Consider the following 3,081-nt stretch of genomic DNA (forward strand, 5'->3'; position numbering starts at 1 on the left):
TTTTCGGCGAATGTTGTCTTCACAGTATAACCAGATTGCTTGGGGTTATATGGTCAAGTGAAGAAGCGCATACGGTGGATGCCTTGGCAGTCAGAGGCGATGAAAGACGTGGTAGCCTGCGATAAGCTTCGGGGAGTCGGCAAACAGACTTTGATCCGGAGATCTCTGAATGGGGGAACCCACTCAGCATAAGCTGAGTATCTTGTACTGAATACATAGGTGCAAGAGGCGAACCAGGGGAACTGAAACATCTAAGTACCCTGAGGAAAAGAAATCAACCGAGATTCCCTTAGTAGTGGCGAGCGAACGGGGACTAGCCCTTAAGTGGCTTTGAGATTAGCGGAACGCTCTGGAAAGTGCGGCCATAGTGGGTGATAGCCCTGTACGCGAAAATCTCTTGGTCATGAAATCGAGTAGGACGGAGCACGAGAAACTTTGTCTGAATATGGGGGGACCATCCTCCAAGGCTAAATACTACTGACTGACCGATAGTGAACCAGTACCGTGAGGGAAAGGCGAAAAGAACCCCGGAGAGGGGAGTGAAATAGATCCTGAAACCGTATGCGTACAAGCAGTGGGAGCCTACTTGTTAGGTGACTGCGTACCTTTTGTATAATGGGTCAGCGACTTATATTCAGTGGCGAGCTTAACCGAATAGGGGAGGCGTAGCGAAAGCGAGTGTTAATAGCGCGTTTAGTCGCTGGGTATAGACCCGAAACCGGGCGATCTATCCATGGGCAGGTTGAAGGTTAGGTAACACTGACTGGAGGACCGAACCGACTACCGTTGAAAAGTTAGCGGATGACCTGTGGATCGGAGTGAAAGGCTAATCAAGCTCGGAGATAGCTGGTTCTCCTCGAAAGCTATTTAGGTAGCGCCTCATGTATCACTGTAGGGGGTAGAGCACTGTTTCGGCTAGGGGGTCATCCCGACTTACCAAACCGATGCAAACTCCGAATACCTACAAGTGCCGAGCATGGGAGACACACGGCGGGTGCTAACGTCCGTCGTGAAAAGGGAAACAACCCAGACCGTCAGCTAAGGTCCCAAAGTTATGGTTAAGTGGGAAACGATGTGGGAAGGCTTAGACAGCTAGGAGGTTGGCTTAGAAGCAGCCACCCTTTAAAGAAAGCGTAATAGCTCACTAGTCGAGTCGGCCTGCGCGGAAGATGTAACGGGGCTCAAACCATACACCGAAGCTACGGGTGTCACTTAGGTGACGCGGTAGAGGAGCGTTCTGTAAGCCTGTGAAGGTGAGTTGAGAAGCTTGCTGGAGGTATCAGAAGTGCGAATGCTGACATGAGTAACGACAATGGGAGTGAAAAACTCCCACGCCGAAAGACCAAGGTTTCCTGCGCAACGTTAATCGACGCAGGGTTAGTCGGTCCCTAAGGCGAGGCTGAAAAGCGTAGTCGATGGAAAACAGGTTAATATTCCTGTACTTCTGGTTATTGCGATGGAGGGACGGAGAAGGCTAGGCCAGCTTGGCGTTGGTTGTCCAAGTTTAAGGTGGTAGGCTGAGATCTTAGGTAAATCCGGGATCTTAAGGCCGAGAGCTGATGACGAGTTGCCATTAGGCGACGAAGTGGTTGATGCCATGCTTCCAAGAAAAGCTTCTAAGCTTCAGGTAACCAGGAACCGTACCCCAAACCGACACAGGTGGTTGGGTAGAGAATACCAAGGCGCTTGAGAGAACTCGGGTGAAGGAACTAGGCAAAATGGCACCGTAACTTCGGGAGAAGGTGCGCCGGTGAGGGTGAAGGACTTGCTCCGTAAGCCCATGCCGGTCGAAGATACCAGGCCGCTGCGACTGTTTATTAAAAACACAGCACTCTGCAAACACGAAAGTGGACGTATAGGGTGTGACGCCTGCCCGGTGCCGGAAGGTTAATTGATGGGGTTAGCTAACGCGAAGCTCTTGATCGAAGCCCCGGTAAACGGCGGCCGTAACTATAACGGTCCTAAGGTAGCGAAATTCCTTGTCGGGTAAGTTCCGACCTGCACGAATGGCGTAACGATGGCGGCGCTGTCTCCACCCGAGACTCAGTGAAATTGAAATCGCTGTGAAGATGCAGTGTATCCGCGGCTAGACGGAAAGACCCCGTGAACCTTTACTATAGCTTTGCACTGGACTTTGAATTTGCTTGTGTAGGATAGGTGGGAGGCTTTGAAGCGTGGACGCCAGTTCGCGTGGAGCCATCCTTGAAATACCACCCTGGCAACTTTGAGGTTCTAACTCAGGTCCGTTATCCGGATCGAGGACAGTGTATGGTGGGTAGTTTGACTGGGGCGGTCTCCTCCTAAAGAGTAACGGAGGAGTACGAAGGTGCGCTCAGACCGGTCGGAAATCGGTCGTAGAGTATAAAGGCAAAAGCGCGCTTGACTGCGAGACAGACACGTCGAGCAGGTACGAAAGTAGGTCTTAGTGATCCGGTGGTTCTGTATGGAAGGGCCATCGCTCAACGGATAAAAGGTACTCCGGGGATAACAGGCTGATACCGCCCAAGAGTTCATATCGACGGCGGTGTTTGGCACCTCGATGTCGGCTCATCACATCCTGGGGCTGAAGCCGGTCCCAAGGGTATGGCTGTTCGCCATTTAAAGTGGTACGCGAGCTGGGTTTAGAACGTCGTGAGACAGTTCGGTCCCTATCTGCCGTGGACGTTTGAGATTTGAGAGGGGCTGCTCCTAGTACGAGAGGACCGGAGTGGACGAACCTCTGGTGTTCCGGTTGTCACGCCAGTGGCATTGCCGGGTAGCTATGTTCGGAAGAGATAACCGCTGAAAGCATCTAAGCGGGAAACTTGCCTCAAGATGAGATCTCACTGGAGCCTTGAGCTCCCTGAAGGGCCGTCGAAGACTACGACGTTGATAGGTTGGGTGTGTAAGCGCTGTGAGGCGTTGAGCTAACCAATACTAATTGCCCGTGAGGCTTGACCATATAACACCCAAGCAATTTGCGTCGAATGACCAGATTGCGGTTGTTGTGAAGACACACAGCCGAAGATTTGTAACTCACAAACATCACATACCCGATTCGCTGGAGTGTCTTAAACAAGACCTTCTGGCAACAGAATTTCT

1 rRNA gene is annotated in these 3,081 nt (G+C 51.7%); it reads left to right on the forward strand.

What is annotated here, in order from left to right:
• The first annotated feature begins 51 nt into the window (after positions 1-51).
• Positions 52-2,941 (forward strand): 23S ribosomal RNA (locus M5G17_RS27245).
• Positions 2,942-3,081: the final 140 nt, after the last annotated feature.

The organism is Pseudomonas rubra (genome assembly GCF_028656935.1).
Taxonomy (GTDB): Bacteria; Pseudomonadota; Gammaproteobacteria; order Pseudomonadales; family Pseudomonadaceae; genus Aquipseudomonas; species Aquipseudomonas rubra.